The following is a 1,821-nucleotide window of genomic DNA, read 5'->3' on the forward strand; positions in this document are numbered from 1 at the left end:
CGCTGAAAATTAACGGTTGACAGGGTCGGGATTCGATGTAGAATACGCGGCCTTGATTGAGCAGACGCTCAACGCTCTTTAAAAAGTTAACCAAGTAATTCGTGTGGGCGCTGGCCGAGGTATTTCGGACACGAAATATCAGGACAGTGACTCGTCGAAATTGAGTTTTGTCTTGAGCAAGAATAGAGAATCTTCGGATTCTTGTATGATTTAAACTGAAGAGTTTGATCATGGCTCAGATTGAACGCTGGCGGCAGGCTTAACACATGCAAGTCGAGCGGTAACAGGGGGTGCTTGCACCCCGCTGACGAGCGGCGGACGGGTGAGTAATGCATAGGAATCTGCCCAGTAGTTGGGGATAGCCCGGGGAAACCCGGATTAATACCGAATACGCCCTACGGGGGAAAGCAGGGGATCTTCGGACCTTGCGCTATTGGATGAGCCTATGTCGGATTAGCTAGTTGGTGGGGTAACGGCCTACCAAGGCGACGATCCGTAGCTGGTCTGAGAGGATGATCAGCCACATCGGGACTGAGACACGGCCCGAACTCCTACGGGAGGCAGCAGTGGGGAATATTGGACAATGGGGGCAACCCTGATCCAGCCATGCCGCGTGTGTGAAGAAGGCTTTCGGGTTGTAAAGCACTTTCAGTGAGGAGGAAAACCTTAAGGTTAATACCCTTGAGGCTTGACGTTACTCACAGAAGAAGCACCGGCTAACTCCGTGCCAGCAGCCGCGGTAATACGGAGGGTGCAAGCGTTAATCGGAATTACTGGGCGTAAAGCGCGCGTAGGTGGTTCGATAAGCGAGATGTGAAAGCCCCGGGCTTAACCTGGGAACGGCATTTCGAACTGTCGGGCTAGAGTATGGTAGAGGGTAGTGGAATTTCCTGTGTAGCGGTGAAATGCGTAGATATAGGAAGGAACACCAGTGGCGAAGGCGGCTACCTGGACCAATACTGACACTGAGGTGCGAAAGCGTGGGGAGCAAACAGGATTAGATACCCTGGTAGTCCACGCCGTAAACGATGTCAACTAGCCGTTGGGGATCTTGAATCCTTAGTGGCGCAGCTAACGCACTAAGTTGACCGCCTGGGGAGTACGGCCGCAAGGTTAAAACTCAAATGAATTGACGGGGGCCCGCACAAGCGGTGGAGCATGTGGTTTAATTCGACGCAACGCGAAGAACCTTACCTGGCCTTGACATCCTGCGAACTTTCTAGAGATAGATTGGTGCCTTCGGGAACGCAGTGACAGGTGCTGCATGGCCGTCGTCAGCTCGTGTCGTGAGATGTTGGGTTAAGTCCCGTAACGAGCGCAACCCCTATCCCTAGTTGCTAGCAGTTCGGCTGAGAACTCTAGGGAGACTGCCGGTGACAAACCGGAGGAAGGTGGGGATGACGTCAGGTCATCATGGCCCTTACGGCCAGGGCTACACACGTGCTACAATGGCGCGCACAGAGGGCTGCAAACTCGCGAGGGTAAGCCAATCTCTTAAAACGCGTCGTAGTCCGGATCGCAGTCTGCAACTCGACTGCGTGAAGTCGGAATCGCTAGTAATCGCGAATCAGAATGTCGCGGTGAATACGTTCCCGGGCCTTGTACACACCGCCCGTCACACCATGGGAGTGGATTGCACCAGAAGTGGTTAGTCTAACCTTCGGGAGGACGATCACCACGGTGTGGTTCATGACTGGGGTGAAGTCGTAACAAGGTAGCCGTAGGGGAACCTGCGGCTGGATCACCTCCTTAAACGAAGCCGAATGCTTCGGTCAGAGTCCACACGAATTACTTGGTTGGCTAATAAAGAGAGCAAAAGGG

1 rRNA gene is annotated in these 1,821 nt (G+C 53.5%); it reads left to right on the forward strand.

Going from position 1 to position 1,821, the window contains the following annotated elements:
• Positions 1-212: 212 nt before the first annotated feature.
• Positions 213-1,752, forward strand: a 16S ribosomal RNA gene (locus DET50_RS19110).
• The last annotated feature ends 69 nt before the right edge of the window (positions 1,753-1,821 follow it).

Source organism: Marinobacter pelagius, from assembly GCF_003315345.1.
In the GTDB taxonomy this organism is placed as follows: Bacteria; Pseudomonadota; Gammaproteobacteria; order Pseudomonadales; family Oleiphilaceae; genus Marinobacter; species Marinobacter pelagius_A.